Origin of the sequence: Hufsiella arboris, assembly GCF_009834875.1 — a bacterium.
GTDB lineage: Bacteria > Bacteroidota > Bacteroidia > Sphingobacteriales > Sphingobacteriaceae > Hufsiella_A > Hufsiella_A arboris.
In genome coordinates this window covers 544,177-570,099 of the sequence record NZ_WVHT01000002.1, presented here as the reverse complement: position 1 = coordinate 570,099, position 25,923 = coordinate 544,177, and the positions used below count along the sequence as shown (strand labels likewise).

The window sequence follows — 25,923 nt, the reverse complement described above, 5'->3', positions numbered from 1 at the left end:
AATTAGTATTGGTTGGGATGCCTGTAATCGCCCGATGGCTGTTTGATGGTTCGTTTGAGCGGAATCTGCATTCCTTTAGTTTTCTCCAGCCAATCAAAAAGATCGCCTGTTAACTGTTTTTCCAATTCGGCATATTTTGGGTCTGCGATCAGGTTATGCATTTCTTCGGGATCCTTTTCCAGGTCGTACAGTTCATGCGTATCCCAGGTTCCCCAGCTGCGGATGTATTTGTACTTATCCGTCCGCACGCCGTAAATCGTTGGTGTCATCGGGAAATCGTATTCCCAGTAATATTCGTAGAAAATTTTATCGCGCCATTTAACTTCCTTATTCTGCAACAACGGAATAAACGACTGGCCAGGCATGTAACCAGGTTTTTGAAGGCCCGCGCATTCCAGAATTGTTGGGGCAACGTCGACGTTCTGAATCATTTTAGTGACCGTTTCTCCACCCTTAAACAAGGCCGGACAATACACCAGGAAAGGGACCTTTACTGATTCTTCGTAGAAATGACGTTTATCAATTAATCCATGTTCGCCCCAGCTGAAACCGTTATCCCCCATGTAAATAACCATGGTGTTTTGATCAAGATTATTCTGTTTCAGGTAATCCAAAACCCTTCCAACACTCTCGTCGACGGCCATCAGCGTTTCGCAGTAATTTTGAACGTATTGCTCGATCGGCTTATGGGAATGATAGGCATAATCAACGCCATGCCAGCTATAACGTTGCTGTTTCACCCATTCAGGCCATCCGAGTGATTTATATTCGTCGGTAAGCGTTTGATAATAAGTAGACGGTAATAGATACGGCTTGTTCTTGTACATCCCTGCAAATCGTTTTGCAGGTTCTACAGGCGCATGAACGGCTTTATGCGACAGGTATAAAAAGAAAGGTTTCTTCTTGTCCCTTTTTTCCAGCCAGCTTACAGCATGATCGGTTAACAAATCCGTGATATACGTTGAATCCTTGTATTGAATGCGTTTGCCGTCGATATTCAATTGCGGATTCCAGTAAACTCCCTGCCCCAGGAAACTTTCCCAATGGTCGAATCCCTTTCTCGGGCGGTCATCGTCTTCACCCATATGCCATTTTCCGAAGAAACTGGTTTGATAACCGGCTTTCTGAAGATATTGGGGAAAGAACACCAGGTTGGCCGGTTCGGGTGAAATATTATCAACGATCGTATGAACGTGGGAATACTCGCCCGTTAAAATCGAAGCGCGGCTTGGAGAACAAAGTGAAGTTGTAACAAATGCGTTTTTTATATAAGCACCTTCTTTGGCCATGCGATCCAGGTTGGGTGTTTTTAACCAGGAAATTTTATTGGTAAAACCAATGAAATCATAACGGTGATCGTCCGTAAGGATGAAAATTACATTCAGTTTTTTTGCTTCGGCAAGCTTTTTAAGTGATGCGATCTGAGTTTGTGCACAAACAAATTGAATCGGGCCAAGCAATAAAAACAGGTAAAGAAGTTTTAATTTTCTCATAGCAATGTTAATCAGGCAACAGCAGAGGACTATATCAACTAAAATCTGTCCCGTTTTTCAACGGAATTATTTCCGACAATAATATCAGCCAGTTTACTCGAAAACGTATACTATCTTAACCATTCACTATGCTAAAGTCAAAGTGCGACTTTAATTGAGAGCCGGCAAACGGTGCGCCGCCCGGTATGCATTCGGTGAACAGTTGTAAACCTTTTTGAATTCCCGGAAAAAGTATGTTTTGTTATTAAATCCTGTGCGATAGAATATTTCAGAAACGGTGAGATCGGAAGTTTTGAGTAACATAGCACTCTTTTGCAACCTTACATGCCGGATCAGCTCGGTCGGAGTCATATTAGATAAGGTTTTTATCTTCCTGTAAAGCTGCATTCTGCTTAGGTTCATTGCATTTTCAAGAAACGCGCCATCAAGTTCTTCGTTGATATTCTCTTCGATAAGCGCTACTACTTTATCGATGAAATGTTTATCGCTTTCATTAATATCTTCTTCGGCAAGCTGGTGCGAAGAAATACTATTTTCGGCGAATACAGCATGAAGTTTTTCGCGATACTCCAATAATTTTTGAACGCGTACCAGCAGGTGTTCTGTTTGAAACGGTTTTGGAATATAAGCGTCAGCGCCGCTTTCGTAACCTTCCGTTTTCTGTTCAATGGTTCCGCGCGCAGACAAGATCACAAAAGGGATGTAGCAGGTAGCTGGAGTTGATTTTACAATATCGCATAGCTGAAGGCCATCAAGATCGGGCATCATTACATCGCTGATTATCATATCAGGCACAATCCTGTGGATGATTTCAAGCGCTTCCTTCCCTGTAGAAGCTTCATAAACGATATATTGTTCACTCAGGATATCTTTCAACAGGTAACGGATTTTTTCCTCATCTTCAACCACCAGTATCATCTTTCTGTCTTCCAGTTCGAAGCTTTTAACTAGGGCCCGTTTATTATTCTCAGCTATTGGAACTGAATTATTTGCTGCTTCCTCATTGGTTATCGACTGAAGAAGGAAAGATGGTTTTTCAGTTTTATCGCCGATATCAGTAACGAGCTGGTGGTTTGCCGGAAATACAGTAAGCGGCAGCAATACCCTGAACGAAATCCAATTATTTTCACAGCTTACTGATATGATTCCATCCATCAACTGCACCAGTTGCCGGGTAAACGCCAACCCGATCCCAGAACTCGCTTTGTTAGTATCAGGAGTGGTTTCAACCACATAAAAACGGTCGAAGAGCCTTCGCAAGTCAGATTCATCTAGCTGAATTCCTGAATTTGCAACGATTATTTCAATCCGGTCTTCAACCAACAATTGTTTCACCGAGACAACTACAGATTCGCCGGCCGGAGAATGCTTAAAAGCGTTTGAAAGCAGGTTGTAAAGTACTTTTTCAATTTTGTCTTTATCAATCCACAAATTGATACTCAAATCGATTTGTGTAGAAAAATTTAATTGTTTCGGTTGTGCCAGCGGTTTGAAAAGGCCTGATATATTGGCAGTAAGCGCGGAAATATCCAGGTGTGAATAATGATTTTTCAGAAAACCTGATTCTGCTTTTCGAAATTCGAGAAGCTGCAAAACAAGGTAATGTAATCGCGAAGCTTCCTGTTTAACGGTAGTCAAAAAGTAATCGGTTTTAGCCTGAACGGAAGTCTTGTTCTTGTATAAATATCGTTCCAATGAACCCAAAATAAGCGTTAACGGGGTTTGAAGTTCGTGCGCGATATTAGTAAAAAAATTAAGCTGCTCCTGGTGGAGATTTTCTTCCTTTTCACGGAGCAGGTGTTCCATTTTCAGTTCGTGCGTGATAAGGAATTTATTCCGGCGGTAACGGTAATATAAATAACCTGCGGCTCCTAAAAACAGTATGTAAATCGCGAATGCAAAGGGCGTAAGCCAGAAAAATTGCTTTACAGTAATAGTGAATATCTGAACATCTTTCGTCCAGGCTCCTTCGCCATTCGACCATTTTATTCTAAGAGTATAATTTCCGGGCGAAAGATTGTTATAGATGATCTTTTCATCATTGCCGATAAAGTGCCAATCCTTATCATTTCCTTCGAGGTAATAAGCGTACTGGCATTTCTGTGAGTGAATGTAAGTTATCGGCCTTATATTTAACTCGAAGTAATTGTTCTGTGGATTAAGGTCGTAGTGCTGGCTGATAACCGGCCCGTTTTCCGATAAGACCTGGAGGCCTTTTTCGCTGGCAGATTTCCCTGCAAACTGAAGATCAGTGATCAGGAGCCTTGGTTTTTCCGTACTGATATGAACATCCTGGGGCAGAAAATAATTAAAGCCATAAATTCCTCCGAAAAAGATCCTGCCGGAAATATCGACCCAGGAAGCATTATCGCTGAATTCGTCGCTTTGCAAACCATCAGATAATTTGAATTGAACGATCTTACGGTTTGAAGGATTTACGCGTGCCAGCCCTTTATTGGTACTGATCCAGATATTTTTAGCCCGGTCTTCTTCGATCGCATGTATGGTGTTATTTGGAAGTCCGTTATACGTATTAAGTTGCTTGAAAACAGGTCTTGCCAATTTGGACGCGTCAGCCTCATTAACCCAGTTCAAGCCGAAACTTGTGCCAACCCAAAGCCTGTTGCTTTGATCAAGATATAAAGATAATACGTCGTTGTTTGAAAGGCTTTGATCATACGAAAAAGCCTTGATGGTTGTAAACCTTTTACTGCTTTTATCAAAGCGACTCAATCCGCCGTAGCGGCAGCCTACCCAAATAATACCGTCGCTTCCAGCCGCCAGGCTGTAAATAACATTGCTCCCCGGTCCCCTGCTATCGCCGGTGTATTTAAACTGCTCGAGACTTTTAATATGAACCTTCCGATTTCCATCAATTTTAAGAGCCAGATGAACAAGGCCGCCGTCGTTTAGCCCCATCCACACTGATCCATCGGCGTCTGTTAAAACACAGTGCACGGACCCAAACGCATCGTAATTTTTACTTTCAGGAATGTCCTGCCATTTAATGAAACGATTTTTGATCGTATCGTAAAGTGTTACTCCAGGTGCATCGGATCCGATGTAAACCAGGCCATCATTTCCTTTTTTTATCGAGTAAACGCAGTTATCAAGCAGGTCGACATCCGTTTTAAAGGATTTAATCGTTGAAAATGTTGCGTGCTGTGTGCCGAGATTCTTGATCGTAACAATTCCATTTCCCTTTGTTCCAACCCACAAATCGTTGTTTACATTGCAAAATGCCCGAACCGGAACATGAAACGACTGCCCGTTCGATTGCTTATTCATCAGACCGAAATAATTTTCCCGCCTGGCTACTTTCATTGCGCCATTGCCATCGCTGCCCAACCAAAGCATAGCATCATCATTCATCAGCGATGCAATACGAACGTTCTGCAGAACCGAATACTCTTTTGGAAGAAAACTGCTTTTTTTGAAATCGCTGCTATACTCTCCGATCCCTTTTGAGGCCCAGGCTAAAATATAATTGTTTTGGTAGTAAGCCATCGCACGAACTTCATGCGGTAATTTCAAAACGCTTTTGGTGCTATGATTTTCATCAACCTGGAATAACTCAGATTTTGTTGCATAAAAAATCCTGCGGTTACAAATTATCAGGTTATCGATACCAGTCACTTCACCGAAAGCCATGTTCCTTTTAAAACCGGTTGAAATCCGGTTGTAGCATTCCAGTAAGCCGTTATCCTTCAGAACCCAAAAATTACCGCGATCATCAAAAACCATTTTGTAAATAAGGGATCTTTCCAGGCCTTTAATACTAAACTTTTCAAAGCGGTTGTTTTGCCGGTTCAATAATAATAACTGGTTACTGTTCCGGCGAACCGCAAAAACTTCGCCCTGAAGGTTGATGGCGATCGTATAACCATTTGATATAGCGGCCTTTGGATTGTAAAAATAATTACTGAACTCGCCGGTATTTTTATTGAAACGGGAAACGCCTTCAACCGTAGCTATCCAGATATTACGCTGCCGGTCTTCTTTTATTTCGTAAATGACATTGCTGGCAATTGAATTTTTCCCGGCATCTGTCTTAGCATAATTAAATACATGAACATTGGAACCATCGTAATAATTGAGGCCATCCCAGGTACCGAACCATATCAGGTTATCTGAATCTTTCCAGATACTATTTACGCAGCTGTTAGATAAGCCGCCGCTGTTATCGATCTGCTGAAACGAATATTGTGCAGTTGCCCGGTTTTTTGAGAACAGAATAAATAAAACAAGACAGGAAAGCCAGATTCGCATAATTGACCCTTAAGTTATACAGGCTGATAATTGGTTGTCAGAGATTATAAAGATAACAGAATGACGTTAAAATCAGAAAAGAACCCGATTACCGTTATGGCGCTGTCGAAACTCCCCGGGCGTGCAGTTTTTTTTAACTCGAAAAATTTTGTTAAAGTTGGCCAGGTTATTAAATCCACAGGCATACGCAATTTCAGCTATTGAATGAGTGGTTTCGATGAGCATGTGACTAACGTGTCCGATCCGCACTTCATTGAGGTTATCCGGAAAAGTAAAACCGGTGCTCATTTTCAGAAACCTGCTCAGGTAGTCGGGTGTAACATTAACTGCAGCTGCTACATCATTTACAGTGATCTTTTTCCTAAAATGATTGTGCATAAAATCAAATATCTGCTCGATCAGTTCACTGTTTGTATTTCGTTTCGCTGCCTCAGTTTTCACCGACAGTTTTTTATAATGGCCAACTGCCAAATCGTGCAGTATCGAGATCAGTTCGATAATGGAATCGAAATTATCTTTCTCTTTCAGCGAGATAATTCGGGAAGCCAGTCGGCTAATCGTTTGTTCTGGAAAGGCAATCCCGCCCTGTGAATCTTCCAGCATTTGTTTAATAGCCCTCATTTGATTTTTTCTTAGGAAACTATCTCCAAGCAGGTCTGGATGAAACTGAATAGTTGTTTCACTTATATTCATAAAACCCGGCTGGCAATTCATCCATCCATGAATAACATTAGGTCCAACCAGTACCAGTTCATTGTCGGTAATCACCTGCTCATGTTCTCCTACTACCCTTTTGGAACCGCCGGCATTTAAAATCAGGTTTAGCTCCAATGCATCGTGATAGTGTATGGGAAAGTTAAAGCTTTCCTTGCTTCGCGAAAAAACCGTAAAACAATCGTGCTTAGTAAGGGGTGTTACCTCTCTGAAAATAGCCTGAATCATTGAACTACAAAACTTTTAAATGCCAGAATCAAGAAAGAAATTCATAGCCTGGTTTTATTACAATGGTAAATTTTCAATCTGTCATTCGATTCCACTATCGTTTCAATGTGGTGCACAATGCTTGCAACGTTTCGTTCTTTGTGCTTAAATAATCTAAAACTCAGGGCCGTTTTATTAGGTTTGCAGTATTGCTGCATGACTGGAACTAGCTCAAAAAATTATCACCATTTTGCTTTTAAAGGATTCCTGCCCGGAGAAATTACTGATAGTCATATCACTTCTAATACGGCGAAAGCAACATTATTGAATCTTGACGCCATTGCGCTTATACAACCACAGCATCTTGACATTAATAGTGGTGTTTTTGAAAGTAGTATAAACGCGGCTGACCCGGTAACAGTAACGGTACAAATACACGCCCAGCAGCTTTCTCTTTCCTGCAATTGCGGCGGGTCTTCTGATGAGCGAAAGCTTTGCGCGAACATGGCTATAGTTACCAATGCCATTCTGAAACGTACTGAACTGCGGATATTTTTCGATCACCAGTTGCGCAGGCAAACACTGGCCAAATTTGCGGCGGATTACGGAATGGAAAATGAAACAGATTTGGAAAGCTATTTCAGCATTTCATTGAAAGATGGTTTGTTAAACATCCAGCCTTCCAGTCCGCACCTTATCCGCGTCACCAATGATTCGTTACAACAACTAAAAAAACAGGTAATTTTTGAGGAGTTTCCGATATCCAACCGCGATATTGAAACTGCGCAACAGACCATCGTCGTACTTCGTCAGCATAAATTCTACCGGCATTTGATTATAGAACTTTATAGCGGGCCTTTGTCAAAGGACGGAATCATCAAAAACCCGTTAACGAAAGTTGATCCATTAGAGCAGGCCTTTGCTGCAACAAATCCCGGCATGCTGACTTTTCTGGCTGCCATAGCCCGGTTTCAGTCAGCTGTCGACAGGAAAAAGTCGCAACAGGACATCGCCTCGTTGAAAGCAATTGTTAAAAATCCATATGGATATGGCTTTTATTTACATCAACCCAATATTTCTGAAAACGTAACAACTGGTGCCTTACAGAAAATTCGCCTGCATTCATTTTCTGATAGTTTAAAAATAGCTGTAGATACAAAAGACTCTTTTTATGAAATTAAAGCGATAGCAGAAATAGGCGACGAGCATCTTCCTCTTTCCAATGCAAGCTTCCAACTTGGTTTCTTTGTTAGGTATGACGACGATCTTTATTTGCCCGACAGCCTGCAAACATGCCGTGTTATCGAGCTGTTCGCATCGAAACAGGGAACTTTGCTTATACACCAATCGAAATACAAAAATTTCAAAGCGCAGCTGCTAAATAAAATTGAAGAAACTACTTCAATAACTTATCGCTTCATACCAAAAAGCTCATCGGCGAAATTGAAAGAACAAGGGCTTTGGGAGGAACCTCAAAAAATTATTTATTTATCAGATTCCGCCGAATTTGTGCAAATACTGCCTGTTATGCGGTACGGAGAAATGGAAGTTTCTGTCCGTTCGCATAAGCAGATTTATATTACTGATCCGTTTGGGAAAGAGACGCTTGTTGAACGGGATAAAGAAGCCGAAACAGCCTTCATCACGCTCATTCTAAAACAACATGAGTTCTTTCGTGAGCAACTTGAGGACAGCTTTCAGCATTTTTACCTGCATAAAAAGAGATTTCTTGAGGAAGAATGGTTCCTGCAGGCTTTTGAAAAATGGAGCGAACATGACATTACGGTTTACGGATTCAACGAGCTGGAAGGAAACAAGCTCAACGCAAACAGGGCGAAAATATCCGTTAAAGTTCTAAGCGGCGAGAATTGGTTTAATGCGTTAATCGATGTGAGTTACGGAAAGCGTAAGGCGTCACTGAAAAATATTAAGCGGGCTGTAAAAAACCGGAGTCGTTACGTCCAGCTTGACGATGGTACGCTTGGCATTCTTCCCACCGAATGGATGGAAAAGTTTGAATCCTATTTTACTCTGGCTGAAGTCGCGGACGACGATAACCTGCAAATTCCTAAAACAAATTTCATGCTGATCGAGGAAATTTTCGACAGGGAAATGCTCGATGAGCCGTTACGCGCTGAACTAGCATTATTCAGAAATAAGTTAATGGATTTCCGTTCGATCAAAAACATCGGTCAGCCTGATGGACTGCAGGGCGAGCTACGCCCCTACCAGCAGCAAGGGCTTAACTGGCTGAATTTTCTAGACGATTTTAATTTGGGCGGTTGTTTGGCCGACGACATGGGGCTTGGCAAATCTATACAGATACTGGCATTCATCCTTTCGCAGCGATCGAAAGTATCGCAAAACAACAACCTGCTGGTAGTGCCAACCTCCTTAATTTTTAACTGGCAGCACGAAATAGAAAAGTTTGCGCCCTCTATCCGGCTGCTTACTTTTTACGGCGATCGTCGTGTAAAAGCTTCTGAAGATTTTGCGGAGGCCGAGATTATACTAACGTCTTACGGAACTTTGCTTTCCGACATCAGTTTGCTGAAAAGGATTACTTTCAATTACATCTTTCTTGACGAATCCCAGCACATCAAAAACCCCGAGTCTCAGCGTTATAAAGCGGCACGTTTGCTTCGGGCGCGCAACAGGATCGTAATTACAGGCACTCCTTTTGAAAACAACACATTCGATATCTACGGCCAGCTATCATTTGCGTGTCCTGGTCTTTTAGGAAGCAAATACTATTTCAAAAACGTTTTTTTTCTTCCCATCGATCAATTTGATGATAAACTGCGGGCTGCCGAACTGCAGGCAAGAATACGTCCTTTTATTTTACGCCGTACTAAGGAGGAAGTTGACAGTCAGCTTCCTGAAAAGACCGAGATTGTGCTCTATTGTAAAATGAAGGAGGAACAACGAAAGATCTACAATGGGTATGAAAAGGAATTCAGAGATTTTGTCTCCGCAACTACCGGCGATGAACTCAGAAAAAGCTCAATGAACGTACTTAAAGGACTTACACTGCTCAGGCAGATCTGCAATTCGGCGCAGCTTCCTGCGAGAGATAAAGTGACTACTGCCGCTTCCGGAAAAATCGAGACGCTGATGGAACAGATCGTAGGCAAACAAAAGCAGCATAAGATCCTGGTTTTTTCACAGTTTGTTTCGATGCTTAAGCTGATTGCTCCGGAACTCGATAAAAAAGATATCGCTTACACCATGCTAACAGGCAGTACAAAAAACCGGGAATCGGTTGTTAGTGAGTTTCAGAACGATCCGGAGATACGCGTATTTCTGATCAGTTTGAAAGCCGGCGGTACGGGGCTTAACCTTACAGCGGCTGATTATGTTTACTTGGTGGATCCATGGTGGAATCCGGCAGTAGAAAACCAGGCGATAGACAGAGCACATCGTATCGGCCAGGATAACAGGGTAATCGCTGCCAGGCTTATTTGTACTGACTCGGTTGAAGAGAAGATGATGAAGCTTCAGGAATCAAAAAAGCATCTCGCCGATCAGCTTATCGAAACGGGTGACAATTTTTTCAAAAGTTTATCGCGGGAAGAATTACTTGGCTTATTGAGCTGATCGCATCGCCGCAGCTAAAGTTAACTGGAAAACAACATCAGTTCTTCCCCGGTATCGGAGAAGTCTATCATCCTGCTAAACGCCATTCCTAGTTTTTTTAACAGCCTGATCGAACGTTCATTCTCCGGAATGACGATTGCAAGCACAACTGATAACTCCAGTGTATTCTTTGCATACCCGAGTACTGCCGCGGCTATTTCAAATGCATAACCCTTACCTTGAAATTCCGGTAAAAAAGCAAAACCAATGTCCGGGTGATCTAAACTATCCCTCCGGATCAGTCCGCACATCCCGACAGGTATTCCTTCATCTTTCGTTTGCACCATGCATAACCCATAGCCATTAATTTCATAGCTTTTCAATGGAACATCCTGCAGATATCGACGGGCTTGTTCTTCGCTTTTTATACTTCTATCGCCAATAAACTTCAGCCAGCCAGGACTATTTAAAAGTTCAATAATAAATCTTGTGTCGTCTAGGGTGAACTGCCTAAGTACCAGGCGGCTTGTTTCTAAAACGTAATTCATCCCTACGAAGATGTAAAAACTTTAACCAGAAATAGCGAGCAAATAATCTAACTCCTGGCGTAATCCATTCAGGTAGCCAATATTCGTATAGGGCTTTCCTGCCAAGCGAACCGGCTGATCTATTGAAATTCCCTGGAGATGGATGGTCTTACTGGCAAACCCCATCTCTTCTGCTTCTAAAAAGCGATAAGCATCTTCGGAAATAAGCAGATTATTATTTAATTCCTTTGTTTTAGCCTGCAGCCGGGCGGCAATATTGACGGGCAATCCCATAACGGTTAAAGCCGGTGCATTCAGTCTGAATTCTCCAACAAATACCTTTCCGGTATGCAGGCCAACACCGATTTCCAAAGGCCCGCCAAAATAAGGCTGTCCGTATGCATCATTAAACAGGCCAAGTGTTTGAAACATCGATTTTGCCGCCTGATACGCATTATTAGCAGCTTCTTTTAAATTAGTTTGAAAGCCAAAGACCGCGTATAAAGTATCACCTGCAGTTTCTACCGCTTTGCCATGTAGGTTTCTTATGATATCGTTAAACGTCATGAATAATCTTCGGATCACCTGTATAACTGCTTGCTGCGGCTGAGACTCCATCAATCCTGTAAAGTTCCTTATGTCGAGAAACAAAATGGCCAGTTCACGCTCTTCATCACCTTTTGTGATATCAGCGGAACAATTGCTCAATGCTAAGTATTCGTTTGTCATATGTTTATGTCTTTTATTATTGTCAGACGCTTGGCGAGGTAAAACATTTCAAAGAAACTGAATATTGTCAGATTCGTGATTTAGCGCTGACAATCAATACGTCGTTATGAAATTCTTTTATATTTGAGTTAACCTAAAAATTTATAAACCGAACGATAAGCAATAAAATTCGAATGCTGCATACCCCGGCAGCAGCTGATAAAAATTTCTTTTAGCGTCAATTTACAGCAAGTCGTTCCAATCAACTTAATGAATATGAATAACTTAGTTAATCGCTTACTTAAACTTTTCTTTTTTCTGGGGACTATGATTTCACTGCACTCGTACGCCCAAAATCCTGTTAAATGGCAGGCGCAATGGATAAAAACAGGCCTGAAGGAAGACAGCCTTACTAAACCGGCGCAATATTTTCGCAAAGAGTTTAAAGCAGATAGCAAGTTAAAATCAGCACGCTTGTATGTAACCTGTCATGGACTATACGAAGGTCATCTTAATGGAAACCGTATCGGAAAAGCGTATTTAACGCCGGGCTGGACAGACTATAACAAACGTTTGCAATACCAGGAATATGATGTTACGTCTCTTTTAAAGTCAGGAAACAACACACTCGATATTGTCGTCGGAGACGGATGGTATCGCGGGAATTTTGGTTTCTCGGGAAAAAGAGATTTTTATGGCACCGAGCTGGCCCTTCTTTGTCAACTTGAACTAACCTACTCTAATGGACGACGGGAACTAATTTCATCTGACGCAAGCTGGAAAAGCGGAGACGGCCGGATTCGCTCCGCGGAAATAAACAGCGGCGAGACAATTGACGCAAGAGTGACAACAGGCAATTGGACGACAGTTAAAACGGCAAACTATGGATATGATAACCTAATTCCAACCGAAAGCGAACCGATCACTAAGCACGAGACATTTAAGCCGGTTAAGATAATAACCACGCCGAAAGGAGAAAAAGTTATCGACTTCGGACAGAATCTCGTAGGCTGGGTGACAATGAAAGCCAAAGGCGCGGCAGGAACAACCGTTACCATCCGGCATGCTGAAGTGCTCGACAAAGACGGTAATTTTTACACAGAGAACCTGCGCGGAGCGAAAGCCACTGCAACTTACATTTTGAAAGGCGAAGGCGAAGAAAGTTTTGAGCCGAATTTCACCTACTTTGGCTTCCGGTATATCGCAATAGACGGCTTTCCCGGAGAACTTACGCCCGAAAATTTTACCGCTGTTGCTTTGTACTCGGACATGAAACCGACCGGTTATTTTGAGTGCTCCAATCCAATGCTTAATCAGTTGCAACACAATATTCAATGGGGACAAAAAGGAAATTTCCTCGATGTTCCAACTGATTGCCCTCAACGTGACGAGCGGCTCGGCTGGACAGGCGACGCGCAAGTGTTTTTCAAAACCGCCGCTTTCAATTTTAATGTTCAAAAGTTTTTCAGCAAATGGATGAAAGACCTTGCGTTAGAGCAGCGCGCGGACGGAGCAGTTACTCACGTCGTTCCCGATGTACTTAACGGTGCCGGAGGATCCGCCGGTTGGGCCGACGCAGCCACGATCATTCCATGGAATATGTATCTCGTATTCGGCGATAAATCGGTTTTGCAGCAGCAATATCCAAGTATGAAAGCGTGGGTCGATTACATGACACATAACAGCAAGGATGATTTGTGGAACAGCGGCGATCACTTCGGCGACTGGCTGAGTTACCGGTCGCCGGACGACGACGGATCGGACGCCATCACAAGTAAATATGAAATCGCACAGTGTTTTTATGCTCAGTCTACCCAAATTCTTGTTAACACGGCCAAATTATTAGGTAAAGCTGCCGATGCTTCCCAGTACGAACAGCTTCTTCAAAGAATTAAGACGGCTTACAATAATGAATATGTCACGAAAAGCGGCAGGCTTATGAGCAACACCCAAACGGCATATGTACTCGCTTTACAATTTGATATGTTACCTGAAGCCATTCGGCCCAACGCTGTAAAGTACCTGGTTGACAATATCAGCGCATATCGTAATCATCTCACCACCGGATTTTTGGGAACGCCCTATCTTTGTCATGTTTTGACACGATTTGGCTACAACGATCTTGCCTATACTTTGCTGTTGCAGGATACTTACCCAAGCTGGCTATATCCGGTAAAAATGGGTGCTACTACGATTTGGGAACGATGGGATGGAATACGGCCTGATGGATCTTTCCAAACCAGTCGCATGAATTCATTTAACCATTATGCTTACGGAGCAATTGGCGACTGGATGTATCGCACTATAGCAGGTATTGACAACGATCCGGAAAATCCTGGTTATAAGAAAATCATTATAAAACCGCACCCTGGTGGTAATCTCACATATTGCAAGGCAAGCCTTGATACGCAGTATGGAACAATTAAAGTTCACTGGGAAATTAGAAACGATAAATTCTCTATGGATGTTACCGTCCCGGAGAACACAACGGCCACGGTATATGTCCCCGATGTTAACGGTAAGAATTATTCAATGCGCCAGGTAAAATCCGGTAACCATCATTTTGATTGATTTGACATTTCACATCAATCAGGTTGAATTTTAAAAGACTCAGGCCGCATAAAAATTCGATAAATCCTTCGTGGTGCCCGCCAACTAAAGAAAAGCGAATGATTAAAACGGCCTTGTCTTTTAATAGCCTGTTTGTTTTGCAAAGCCAGGCTAAACTTTCTTTTGTAAAAATACGGATCGGATTTAATTCCGGCAAGCGGGATACTACGTGATTTTACTGTGGGTTATACGCTATTACATTTTAAGCTATATCTCCCTCATTTGGTGATCCATCAGCCGTTTACCCAACATAAACTTGAATTCACATCCTGTCACCGTCCGCAAGCGAACATACAAACGGCCGCTAGCGAACGTTTTAATCTTTTGCAAAGATATAACTTTTTGATAAATAGCATATTATAAATATGGCATACTATTAGACGACGAAAATAAAATTGTCACAGTATGCTTAAAAACTACTTCCGTAGCGCTTTCAGAAACTTGGTTAAAAACAAAACCTTTTCGATCATCAATATTGCGGGTCTTGCAATCGGTATGGCCGCGGGTTTGCTGATTATTCAGTATGTCTCGTTTGAATTGAGCTATGATAATTTCCATCAATATAAGCCGCGCATTTATCGCGTTGTACAAGACCGTTACAACAATGGGAAACTGTCTACCAGTTGGGCAAATGGCACCTTCGCCTGCGGACAGGCATTTAAAGCCGGAGTACCGGAAGTAGAAGATTTTGTCAAACTCGTTGGTGCCGGGCAGGTGCTGGCAAGCTACCAGGATCGAAAGACCGTTATTGAAAACGATTACTATGCCAGCAATTCTTTTTTCAAGGTATTTTCGTTTCCGCTTCTTTATGGAGACCCGCGAACGGCGTTACAGGATCCCCATACAGTAGTGATTTCCCAAACCGTTTCTGAAAAATTATTTCCACACAGCAACCCGGTTGGAAAACTGCTGACCATCAATAAAGATGTAGCGTTAAAGATCACCGGCGTTTTTCGCGATCTTCCATCCAACACTCATATGAAATTCGACATGCTGCAGGCCTTTGCAAGTTTTTTAAAGCTATTTCCGCCAAAAGACGCAGCTGAATTAGACAATAACTGGGATGTCGATGGCTGCCTGACATATCTTCTGCTCAAGCCGGGCGCAGATCCAAAAAATGTCGAAACTAAGTTCTTGCCAATAGTGAAAAAAGCATTTGAGCCACTCGCAGGCGAAAACGGCATTTATTCGCTGATGCCCTTACAGGATATACATCTTACCTCGCACCTAATGGGCGAAATGAAGCCAAACGGTGACGAAAAATCGATTTACCTGCTTGCTGCGGCGGCTATTTTCATTATCGTTATTGCCTGGATAAACTATATAAATCTGGCAACAGCCAAAGGCATCAGCCGCGCAAAAGAAGTCGGCGTTCGTAAAACTCTGGGGTCGGCAAAAAAACAGCTGTTTGCACAATTTATGATCGAGGCAATGTTGCTTAATGCAATTGCCGTTGTTGCAGCCATGATTCTTATCGCCGCAGCTTTACCATTATTCAGTAGCTTGTCAGGATATCAGATAACTTTTGGAATGCTGGTTACCCCTTCTTTTCTGGTAGCTGTTTTAATTGTATTTATACTTGGTTCGTTATTTTCCGGATTTTACCCGGCAATCGTTTTATCAAGCTTCCGGCCGGTTCAAATATTAAAAGGAAGGTTATCATCTTCGCCTAAAGGCATTATACTGCGTAAGGCCATGGTTGTGTTCCAATTTGCGGCTTCGATTTTTTTACTGATCGGCTCGCTGACTGTTTACAGACAACTTAGCTATATGCAAAAACAAAACCTTGGCCTTACCATCGATCAAACGCTGGTTATCAATCCGCCGCTTGCCAAGGTCGACTCGTTTCAATTGGCTATGAACAGTTTTAAGCAGGAAAGTTTACGACTGCCCGCAGTAAAAAGCGTGGCTATTTCAACCACGGTTCCCGGACAAAAACCCTTCTGGAATGCGGGAGGAATCCGCCTTGTAGGGGCAAACCAGGAAGAGAGCAAGCAATATCGTATCATTGGTGTTGACGAAGATTATCTTCCCGCCTATAAATTAAAATTACTTGCCGGCCGACCATTTTCAAAGGCATTCCGTACCGATTACCAGAATGTCGTATTCAACAAAACCGGCATTCATCAGCTTGGCTTTACTGATCCACAGGCAGCTATTGGCAAACGTATTGAGTTTTGGGGAAAACAATATACCGTTATAGGCGTAGTGGATGACTTTCACCAGGAATCACTTCATGAGGCTTACGATGCGCTGATTTTCCGGCTATTGCCAGGAATTAACGGCGCAGTGTCGGTCAAGTTAAAAACCGGCGATCTTCAGTCGACTGTAGCAGGCCTCAAACGCAACTGGAACTCTTTCTTCCCCGGCGACGAATTCAATTACTTTTTCCTGGATCAACACTTTAACGAACAGTATAAGGCCGACCAGCATTTCGGACAAATCTTCGCATTATTTACCGGCATTGGTATTTTTGTCGCCTGTCTCGGCCTGTTCGGACTTGTATCTTTTACCATTATACAGCGGACAAAAGAGATAGGTATCCGAAAAGTATTGGGTGCTTCAGTAACGGGTATTCTTCAATTACTTTATAGCGACTTCGCCAAGTTGCTCATTGTTGCTTTCCTTATTTCCGTGCCAATTGCCTGGTACGCTTGTCAAAAGTGGCTTAAAACGTATGCGTTTAAAGCCGATATAAGCTGGGGTCAGTTTGCCCTGGCTTTCATGATAGTTCTCCTTGTGGGATTTGTGTCAGTATCTTACCTGACAATTAAAGCGGCTTTAAATAACCCGGTAAACAGCTTAAAAACTGAGTGATCAGCCGGAAGCCTTCGTTGGGTGATAACCCAGGGGGTTAAAAAAGCTCCCCCCGGTCTTTGAAAAGGCGGGGTTTTCCGATTCATATCCATGTCGCACGGCGGAGGCTTTATGATACTAAGTGTAACGATTGGTCAGAAACAGTTTGATCGCAAGCTCAACAAGTAACAATCATGGTACATGGCCGTTCGATCACGCCTCAGAGCAACTTTAAATACACCAATACCTTAAAGAAGCAGCCAACACCTACTTTTTAGTATGAAAAACACACACGTTCTCGTTTTAAAAAACGACGCTGATGTTTTCGACATAATCAAGCTTGTGCTTACGGACCTTAACTGCGATGTACAGCGCACCGATGGACAAGCCCTTTTAACAAATTTAAAGGCCAAGCCACCAAATTTGATAATACTTGACCAATTTCAGGAACTTTTGCAAGAAGAATCAATCTGCAAGAAAATTAAGTTTTTGACCCTTTTGTCAACATATCCCAGTCATACGAACATCCACACTTGATCATCTGGAACAATAAGCTGTAGAACAACTGGCAGACGACTATCTGTCTAAACCTTTAGCCGTTGCCGATCTTGAGCGTATTGTGGCAAAATGGCGGAGCAGCTATCGGATACCTGCTAAAAGTAATCTTAGAAAGAAAAGCATCCAAGGGTTGTAAAATTAATCGCAGTATTACCAGTAAATAGTTAAATTTCGAATAACTAATAACCTGAAAGGTTAACACCTGGTGATTAAACTGCTAATTGATGAAAGAAACACAAGCCAAAAAAATCACATTAAATGAAGACTGGGTAACCGTCATACTGGCCCTGGCGATTATTGGGATTTTTCTTTCAGGAACGATAGTGCCCGCACCGTCTTTTAATTGGAAAACCGGCAGCGAACTTCTTAACAGCGTCTTTTCAGTTAATAATCTAAATAAATTAGGTATTCAATTTATTTTTGTATTTGCCGCAGCATTTATCGGAACACTGCTTTCGGCAAAACCGGCTAAATCTTTTTTGATAGGATTTCCTGTAATTTATATACTTACTCTTATCGCGTTAGTTATCGCCGGAAATAGTACAGTTAAGTATTATGGCCTGGAAGCTGTGATTTTTAGTTTGCTTATCGGATTAACAATCAGCAATTTTTTCGCGTTACCGAAATATCTAAAGGAGTCGCTATCGACGGAACTTTTCGTAAAAATCGGGTTGGTGCTGCTTGGTGCGAGCGTTATATTTCCTGATATTCTCAAAGCAGGTTTATTAGGGTTGATCCAGGCATTGGTAGTCGTTTTATCGGTATGGTATTTCGCTTACTGGGTCTGTAAAAAACTAAAAGTTGACGACGAATTATCCATGATGCTTTGCAGCGCCGTTTCCATCTGTGGTGTGTCGGCTGCCATCGCTACTTCAGGGGCGATTAAAGGAGATTCAAAAAAACTTTCTTATGTTATTTCGCTGGTATTGGTTACAGCAATACCGATGATGATCATCATGCCTTATGTCGCCCGCTATTACGGTTTCTCGCAGGAAGTAACAGGCGCATGGCTCGGCGGAAGTATTGATACTACAGGCGCTGTTGTAGCTTCCGGGTCGTTGGTTGGCGAAACCGCTTTAAAGATCAGCACCATCGTAAAATTTTCGCAAAATGTTTTACTTGGCCTGGCTGCGTTCGCAATTTCGGTATACTGGAGCTATTCAAAAAATCCTGGAAAAGTGAGCGCTGAGGAAAAACCAACGCTGAAGATAATTTGGGAACGCTTTCCAAAATTTGTAATTGGTTTTATTTTTACTTCCCTCCTGTTCTCATTTTTTATTTCGCCGGAAAAAACAACGATTGTAAAAGACGGCCTGAAAAACCTGCAGGGATTATGGTTTGCGCTGGCATTTACCAGCATCGGCCTCGAAACTAATTTTGCTGATCTTTTCAGCCGGGAAAACAAAAAACCACTCTATGCTTTTTTGATCGCGCAGACTTTCAATATTTTCATTACACTAATTATTGCATACTTCCTTTTTGGGAAATAACTAACTTGAGAAAATAGTATAGTGAAAGACCGTCTAATAACGCGCGATTTTTTATTATGCCGTCATTTAAATCGCATTACTACCTAAAGCGGCTTATTAATATATTGGTTTATGCACCGTTTCGCGCCACAATATTTTGTTTTAATTCTCATACTATCTATCGGAGTCATATACAGCTTAAAAGCCAGGAAGTTAACTCCTGCCGGCTCTGTTACTGGTGTGATTTGCGGATTTTTAATCTTTGCCGGTAGCGGGTTTACCGGTCTTGCCATGATGACCTGCTTCTTTATTTTAGGTACAGCCGCTACTTCCTGGGGCCGGGCTAAAAAAACAATTACCGTTCCTGCCGAAAGGAACGGACGTACTGCGGGCCAGGTTTTAGCTAACTCAGGTGTTGCAACAATTTGTGCGGTTTGCTCAATTCTTTTTAAAAATTACGAGTCACTATTCTCTTTAATTATCGCCGGCAGTTTCGCAGCAGCTGCGGCTGATACCCTTTCATCGGAATTGGGCATAGTTTACGGGAAGCGGTTTGTCAATATACTGACCTTCAAAAAAGATGAGAAAGGCCTGGATGGTGTTATTAGCCTGGAAGGAACAGTTTTTGGAATAATTGGCGCCGCTTTAATAGCGACAGTCTACCTTTTTCACGACAGGAATCTCAGCACATTTTTTTTCCTCACGATTGCCGGAACCGTTGGAACATTGGTCGATTCTCTCCTTGGTGCCGCCTTTGAACGTAAGGGACTTATAAAAAACGACGGTGTTAACTTTTTTAATACGCTTAGCGGCGCTCTTACTGCATTGATATTGTATGCGTTACAATAAAATGATAAATTTATATACTTTGATCATCGTCGGACCTAAAAACTACATGCTATGAAAATCTCTGCCACCATAAAGAACGGCTACGAAGAGAATGATATAACTGTTACCACCGAAGGAAACAGTAAGAAGATCAGCATTCCGACAAAGATCGGCGGCCTCGGCTCCTCCATCAACGGCGGCGAGTTGTTGTTTCTGTCGCTGGCAACTTGTTTTTGCAATGATTTTTATCGCGAAGCGAGCCGGCGACAAATTGAAGTAGAAGCTGTCGAGGTAACCGTGTCCGGGGAATTTAACAAAGAAGGAGAATCCGGATCAAACATTAATTATGACGTTAATATTCAGTCGCCAAACCACAGTCGTGAGGAGATTAATGAAATCATCCGTTATGTTGATGAAATCGCCGAAATCCATAATACCTTAAGAAAGGGAGTAAGTGTCACCCTTAAAAATTAAGCTACATTCTCTCAGGAACTTCGATTCCCAACATATTCATACCCTTCTTTATAACATTTGCCGTCGAGAAAGAAAGCAATAGCCTGAAATTCTTAACACGTTCGTCATCTGCTTTGAGAATTGTTTCCTCGTGATAAAAGCGATTATAAAGTTTCGCGATATCATATACGTAGTTTGCAATAATTGCCGGACTATGATCGGCCGCTGCCGCTTCTATAAGCTTACCGAAATTACCCAATTCAATTATCAGGTCGCGTTCGGTAGCAGTCAGTTCATCCGGAAAGGACGCATTATCCACATTGAATGACGCCTTATTTAAGACCGATTTTATCCTTGCATGGGTATATTGAATAAACGGTCCGGTATGCCCCTGGAAATCAATAGACTCATTCGGATCAAATAACAGACGCTTCTTCGGTTCAACTTTTAAAAGGAAGTATTTTAGAGCGCCCATCCCGATCATACGGTACAAGGCATCTTTTTCATCGGTATTAAAACCTTCCGTTTTACCGAGCTCTTCCGTACGCTGACGCGCCGTCTCGATCATCTCATTGATCAGGTCATCTGCGTCAACCACTGTTCCTTCCCGGGATTTCATTTTACCGGAAGGGAGGTCAACCATGCCATACGACAAATGATATAATCCTTTCGCCCAGCTCTTGCCCAGCTTGTCGAGTATCAGGAACAATACTTTAAAGTGATAATCCTGTTCATTGCCAACCACATAGATCGAATCGTCCATCCTGAAATCGTTGTATTTCAATTGAGCCGTTCCAAGATCCTGTGTGATATAAACTGAAGTGCCGTCTGCGCGAAGTACCAGCTTTTCATCAAGTCCGTCAGCTGTAAGGTCAATCCAAACCGAGCCGTCATCCTTTTTGAAGAAGACGCCTTTATCCAAGCCTTCCTGGATGATGTCTTTTCCAAGCAGGTAAGTATTCGATTCGTAGTAAAACTTATCGAATGAAACGCCGAGCTTTTTGTACGTGCTTTCAAAACCCGCGTAAACCCATGAGTTCATTTTACTCCATAAACTGCGTACCTGTTCGTCGCCCGCTTCCCATTGCTGCAGCATTTGCTGCGCTTCCCGGATAAGCGGCGCTTCCTTTTTTGCCTGCTCTTCTGCTAAGCCCTTTTCTTTCAGCTCATCGATCTGCTTTTTATATTCCTTATCGAAGATGACGTAATATTTCCCAACCAGGTGATCGCCTTTCAATCCGGCGCTTTCCGGTGTTTCGCCATTACCGAATTTTTGCCAGGCGAGCATCGACTTGCAGATATGGATTCCGCGATCGTTTACCAGGTTGCTTTTAATAACTTCATATCCGGCGGCTGCTAAAATCTCTGAAACCGAAAAACCAAGCAGGTTATTTCGCACATGGCCAAGGTGCAGCGGTTTGTTCGTGTTCGGCGACGAATATTCAACCATAACTTTACGTCCCTTGGAAGGAATCGAGCCATAGTCAGCTTGCGAAACGTTTTGTTTAAACAAATCGATCCAATGCTCATCTTTGAGCGATATATTTAAAAAGCCCTTCACAACGTTAAATGAAGCTATTTGCGAAACATGTTGCTGCAGGTATTCGCCCAGCTCGTTCCCGGTAACTTCAGGAGATTTTTTTGAAAAGCGTGTAAAGGGAAAAGTAACTATGGTTGCCTGTCCTTCAAACTCTTTGCGGGTTTGCTGCAGGTTGATATCATTCTCGGCTAATTGGGTTTGGTATAAAGCGTTTACGGCTTTCAGGGTTTCAGCTATAATAAAATCCATGGCGGCAAAAATAGGTGTTTCATTCCGTATTACATCGTTTTTGGCTAATCAGCTAGTTTGTACGACGCAAAAAATTACACATATTTGCCAATGCACATCCAGGTAGATTCAGAGATTGGCTCTTTAAAAGCACTGTTAATTCATAGTCCTGACAGCGGGCTGGGAAAGGTTGTTCCGTCTAAGGCGCAGGACTGGCTTTTTGAAGATATCGTGCACCTTGACATCGTCAGAAGCAAGGAGTATGATTACTATTTAAAAATTCTGCTTTATTTTCTCGATCCAGACAAGATCAAAGGAAAACTTCAGCAAATTGACTCGCCGGAGAATTCCCGCGCTTTCTATAAGCCTGATAATCCTGATTTTCATAATTCCACCAAAGTTATCGAGTTACAAAACCTGTTAACCGACATTTTACATGACCCGGATATTTGCCAGAAACTGACAGCCTCGGTTTGCGCCATTGAGGGATGTACGTACCAGCTCGAACAGGAACTACTTAACACATCGCCTTCAGAGCTCGCAAAAGTTTTCATATCGGGCTCGATGGCCAATGATAACATGATCTTCCCGCCTATTCCTAACTTTATTTTTACCAGGGATATCGGCATCACCATAAACGACCATATCCTACTCAACAAGCCTGCGAAAAAGGCCCGCGCACGCGAAACCCTATTGGCTCGATATATATTTTTCAATCATCAGCTGTTTAAAGATTATCGAGATAAGATCATCGAAATTCCTGATACGCTTCAATTCTTCCTGCGTCCCGGCGAAGAACATGGAGAGAAAACGACTATCGAAGGCGGCGACGTGATGGTGGTCAGCAAAGATCATGTGCTGATAGGTTGCAGCGAGCGCACATCTGCCAGCGGAGCCAGCGAAGCAATTAAAATGCTTTTCGAAAGAAACGTGGTATCGAAAGCAACAGTTGTGAAAATTCCGCCAAAGCGCGATTTCATGCACATCGATACCATTTTTACCCAGGTAAAACGAAATATGTGGGTGCTTTTGGGCTCTATCGGATCGCAGGAACAAAGCAAAGGCCTCGACCCGATCGATTACATTTCCGAAAAAAGGAATAAAGAAAAACCCGAGATCATTCAGTTTACGAGGAATGAAATCGGCTCACCGAAAACGTTCAGTTGCATTGAACATTTGCTGGATGATATCAGTCAGAATGATTTAAAAAGCAACCGGCCAACGGAGTTTATTTACTCAGGAAACAATATTTTCCCTTACGATGCCCGCGAACAATGGACAGATTCCTGCAACCTGTTAGCAATTCGTGAAGGTGTTGTTATAGGTTATGACCGCAATGACAAAACTGTCGAGGCGTTTAAGGAAAAAGGATTTGAAGTTATCAAAGCTTCGGATCTGATAAACAAGTTTGAGAATGGTGAATTAAACCCGGAAAGCATTGAAAATACTTTGATTCTTATGCCTTCAGCCGAACTGTCGCGTGCCCGTGGCGGTTTTCATTGTATGAGTATGCCTTTGTTAAGGGAAAGCTTTAAAAGATAATATATGTCGCAAACAGCATCAACAGTTTTAATGATCCGGCCCGTTAATTTTGCTTTTAATGAGCAAACTTCGGAAAGTAATGTGTTTCAAAAAGCAGGTTTCGAAGAAAATGTTCAGTTAAATGCTTTACATGAGTTTGACTCATTTGTCGATAATCTGAGGGGCCGTAACATCAACGTTTACGTAATCGATGATACCCCCAGCCCGCACACACCCGATTCAATATTTCCTAATAACTGGATTTCACTTCATAACGATGGATCGGTTTTTTTATATCCGATGCAGGCTGAAAACCGCCGGCTTGAGCGCCGTGACGATATTATTGATGAATTGCGAAAAAGCTTTACAGTTCTGGGGATTAACGACTTAAGTTATCATGAAACTGAGGGTAAATTCCTGGAGGGAACGGGAAGCATGGTGCTTGATAGGGAAAATAAAATTGCCTACGCCTGCTTATCGCCCCGAACAGATCGCGAAGTACTGGAAGAATTTGCACGGAAAGCGGGATATGATGTAGTTGCTTTTAATTCTGCAGATGAAACCGGCAAAGCAATTTATCATACAAATGTGATGATGTGTATCGGCGATCGTTTTGCAGTAATCTGCCTTGATTCTATTTCAAATGAAGCGGAAAGAAACGCGGTCACAAACTCCTTTACATCAACCGGAAAAGAAATAATTGAGATCAGCTTTTCACAGATGAATAATTTTGCCGGAAACATGCTGCAGTTAAAAAATTCGTTGAATGAAACCTTTGTTGTTATGTCGCAGAGGGCGTTTAATTCATTAACTGAGGATCAAATCAAAAGGCTTAATAATTACTCACAATTGATCTACAGCGATCTGAGTACCATTGAGAATAATGGCGGGGGAAGTGCCCGGTGTATGATTGCTGAAATCCATCTGCCAAAAAATGACACTGCACTCAAACAATAACACTTAAAATCAATTAAACTTATCAATAATTAAATAAAGCAATTGTTACTTTTGCCAAAATTTTAAATCAATAAATGCAGAGCTACGAAGAATTTATTGACCTGAGTGTGGGTTTTCCGCAGGAAGGTTTTGAAGTGATTGATGACGAACTATATTTCCATGATTTAAACCTGATGGAAATGATTGAAACGTATGGTACACCGCTTCGTTTCACCTATTTACCCATCATCAGTAAGAAAATTCAGCAAGCCAAGCTTTTATTTAAACGAGCTATTGTAAATAACAATTATAGAGGTAGTTATAAATATTGCTATTGCACGAAAAGCTCTCATTTTCGTCATATCGTTGAAGAAGCGCTAAAAAACAACATTCACCTTGAAACATCATCAGCGTTTGATATGCCGATGATAGATACCCTGGAGAAAAAAGGTGTGGTCAGTAAGGATATTACTGTAATCTGCAACGGATTCAAGACCTACCAGTACAAACAGTATATCATCGACATGCTGCACGATGGCTTCAAAAATATCGTCCCGGTGCTTGATAATAAGGAGGAGTTCAACATTTACGACGATGAAGTGGAAATGGATGTTCCCTGTAATCTGGGTATCAGGATAGCAGCTGAAGAACAGCCTGACTCACAGTTTTACACGTCGCGTTTAGGCGTAAGAATGGAAGATGTGATTGACTTCTATAATAACAAGATCTCACATAACCCGAACTTCAAAGTTAAGCTTCTTCATTTTTTCATAAATTCAGGTATTTCAGACACGCCATATTACTGGAATGAATTAGAAAAGTACGTTACGCTTTATTGCAAATTCAAAAAGATAAATCCCGATCTCGATACACTCGACATCGGCGGCGGTATGCCATTTAAGGACTCACTGGTTTTTGATTTCGACTACGAATACATGGTAAACGAGATCGTTAAACGAATTAAGGAGATCTGTGCCGAACACGAGGTAATGGAACCGGATATCATTACCGAGTTTGGCAAATACACGGTGGCAGAAGCATCCGGCATTCTGTATAAAGTTTTGGGCCGTAAGCAACAAAATGACCGCGAACGCTGGTTAATGCTTGATGGTTCATTTATTACAAACCTGCCTGATGTTTGGGCCTTGAACCAGAAATACATCTTACTTCCGATTAATAACTGGGATGCGGAGTATGAGCGGGTTAATCTTGGCGGTATCACCTGCGATGGCCAGGATTATTACAACCAGGAGGCACACATGAACAGTGTTTTTATGCCTAAAACCCGGAAAGTGCAATACCTCGGTTTTTTCCATACCGGAGCTTACCAGGAAGTGCTTAGCGGTTATGGCGGTATACATCATTGCCTTCTGCCATCACCAAAGCATGTTATTATCCGCAGAAATCGCGATGAAACTTTCAATTTCGAAGTTTTTGGTGAAGAACAAAACAGTAAACAAGTTCTGAAGATCCTGGGTTATACTTCCTGA

15 protein-coding genes are annotated in these 25,923 nt (G+C 42.2%); 9 read left to right on the top strand and 6 right to left on the bottom strand.

Going from position 1 to position 25,923, the window contains the following annotated elements:
* Positions 1-2 precede the first annotated feature (2 nt).
* The 3 genes from GS399_RS06210 to GS399_RS06200 form a co-directional block, all read right to left on the bottom strand.
* The gene (locus GS399_RS06210) at positions 3-1,493 is read right to left on the bottom strand and encodes a sulfatase family protein (RefSeq protein WP_160843726.1); all 1,491 of its coding nucleotides are present in this window, start codon (positions 1,491-1,493) and stop codon (positions 3-5) included.
* A 150-nt stretch (positions 1,494-1,643) separates the two neighbouring features.
* Positions 1,644-5,762: a hybrid sensor histidine kinase/response regulator transcription factor gene (locus GS399_RS06205; RefSeq protein WP_160843725.1), complete on the bottom strand. Its 4,119-nt coding sequence runs from the start codon at positions 5,760-5,762 to the stop codon at positions 1,644-1,646.
* Positions 5,763-5,834: 72 nt separating this feature from the next.
* Complete coding sequence (locus tag GS399_RS06200; protein WP_160843724.1) at positions 5,835-6,704, bottom strand: AraC family transcriptional regulator; 870 nt, start codon at positions 6,702-6,704, stop codon at positions 5,835-5,837.
* Between the two features lie 195 nt (positions 6,705-6,899).
* On the opposite strand from GS399_RS06200, the gene GS399_RS06195 reads away from it, so the two are divergent.
* Complete coding sequence (locus tag GS399_RS06195) at positions 6,900-10,280, top strand: DEAD/DEAH box helicase (protein WP_160843723.1); 3,381 nt, start codon at positions 6,900-6,902, stop codon at positions 10,278-10,280.
* Between the two features lie 20 nt (positions 10,281-10,300).
* Here GS399_RS06195 and GS399_RS06190 read toward each other — a convergent pair whose 3' ends face one another.
* Together GS399_RS06190 and GS399_RS06185 are read right to left on the bottom strand one after the other, a co-directional pair.
* Positions 10,301-10,807 carry a GNAT family N-acetyltransferase gene (locus GS399_RS06190; RefSeq protein ID WP_160843722.1) on the bottom strand — a complete coding sequence of 169 codons (507 nt, stop codon included), beginning with the start codon at positions 10,805-10,807 and terminating at the stop codon, positions 10,301-10,303.
* A gap of 21 nt (positions 10,808-10,828) precedes the next feature.
* The gene (locus GS399_RS06185) at positions 10,829-11,515 is read right to left on the bottom strand and encodes an adenylate/guanylate cyclase domain-containing protein (protein ID WP_160843721.1); all 687 of its coding nucleotides are present in this window, start codon (positions 11,513-11,515) and stop codon (positions 10,829-10,831) included.
* Between the two features lie 255 nt (positions 11,516-11,770).
* On the opposite strand from GS399_RS06185, the gene GS399_RS06180 reads away from it, so the two are divergent.
* From GS399_RS06180 to GS399_RS06160, 5 genes are all read left to right on the top strand, one after another.
* Positions 11,771-14,065 (top strand): family 78 glycoside hydrolase catalytic domain, encoded by a 2,295-nt coding sequence (locus tag GS399_RS06180; RefSeq protein ID WP_237487879.1) that lies wholly within the window; start codon positions 11,771-11,773, stop codon positions 14,063-14,065.
* 444 nt (positions 14,066-14,509) lie between these two features.
* Positions 14,510-16,921, top strand: a complete 2,412-nt coding sequence (locus GS399_RS06175; protein WP_160843719.1) for an ABC transporter permease — start codon at positions 14,510-14,512, stop codon at positions 16,919-16,921.
* A gap of 761 nt (positions 16,922-17,682) precedes the next feature.
* Positions 17,683-18,948, top strand: a complete 1,266-nt coding sequence (locus GS399_RS06170) for a YeiH family protein (RefSeq protein WP_160843718.1) — start codon at positions 17,683-17,685, stop codon at positions 18,946-18,948.
* Positions 18,949-19,059: 111 nt separating this feature from the next.
* Positions 19,060-19,776 carry a DUF92 domain-containing protein gene (locus GS399_RS06165; protein ID WP_160843717.1) on the top strand — a complete coding sequence of 239 codons (717 nt, stop codon included), beginning with the start codon at positions 19,060-19,062 and terminating at the stop codon, positions 19,774-19,776.
* Positions 19,777-19,827: 51 nt separating this feature from the next.
* The gene (locus GS399_RS06160; protein ID WP_160843716.1) at positions 19,828-20,229 is read left to right on the top strand and encodes an OsmC family protein; all 402 of its coding nucleotides are present in this window, start codon (positions 19,828-19,830) and stop codon (positions 20,227-20,229) included.
* Between the two features lies 1 nt (position 20,230).
* On the opposite strand, the gene argS is transcribed toward GS399_RS06160, so the two are convergent.
* The gene (gene argS / locus GS399_RS06155) at positions 20,231-21,997 is read right to left on the bottom strand and encodes an arginine--tRNA ligase (protein ID WP_160843715.1); all 1,767 of its coding nucleotides are present in this window, start codon (positions 21,995-21,997) and stop codon (positions 20,231-20,233) included.
* A 57-nt stretch (positions 21,998-22,054) separates the two neighbouring features.
* Here argS and GS399_RS06150 point away from each other — a divergent pair, with 57 nt between their 5' ends.
* The 3 genes from GS399_RS06150 (at position 22,055) to GS399_RS06140 (ending at position 25,923) form a co-directional block, all read left to right on the top strand.
* Positions 22,055-23,518: an arginine deiminase family protein gene (locus GS399_RS06150; protein ID WP_369410102.1), complete on the top strand. Its 1,464-nt coding sequence runs from the start codon at positions 22,055-22,057 to the stop codon at positions 23,516-23,518.
* 3 nt (positions 23,519-23,521) lie between these two features.
* A complete protein-coding gene (gene ctlX / locus GS399_RS06145) occupies positions 23,522-24,454 on the top strand; it encodes a citrulline utilization hydrolase CtlX (protein WP_160843714.1) in 933 nt (310 codons plus the stop codon).
* A 74-nt stretch (positions 24,455-24,528) separates the two neighbouring features.
* Positions 24,529-25,923, top strand: coding sequence for an arginine decarboxylase (locus GS399_RS06140; RefSeq protein ID WP_160843713.1), 1,395 nt, complete (start codon positions 24,529-24,531; stop codon positions 25,921-25,923).